Below are 201 nucleotides of genomic sequence, written 5' to 3'. Positions count from 1 at the left end.
TGCCGCACCAGTGCCGGCGGCCGGCCGGGGGCGTCGCTCATCTCCTCGGCCGGGTTCCCGCCCCACCGCGCGTGCCGCGGGACCTCCTCGCCCTTCATGAGGAAGGAGTCGGGCGCAAGCACCGAACCGTCACCCATCGTCACCCCGTAGTGCACGTGGGAGCCGACACCGAGGGTGCATCCGTCCCCTATCGCGCTGCGG

General features: G+C 73.1%; 1 protein-coding gene. It reads right to left on the bottom strand.

The features are described 5' to 3' along the window. Positions 1-201, bottom strand: a 201-nt coding sequence (locus tag JL475_RS39645) for a hypothetical protein (RefSeq protein WP_202283012.1), incomplete at both ends; no start/stop codon positions are given.

This window comes from Streptomyces sp. M2CJ-2 (assembly GCF_016757295.1).
Taxonomy (GTDB): domain Bacteria; phylum Actinomycetota; class Actinomycetes; order Streptomycetales; family Streptomycetaceae; genus Streptomyces.
The sequence above is the reverse complement of the archived record's forward strand: the minus strand, read 5'-3'. Positions and strand labels throughout refer to the sequence as shown.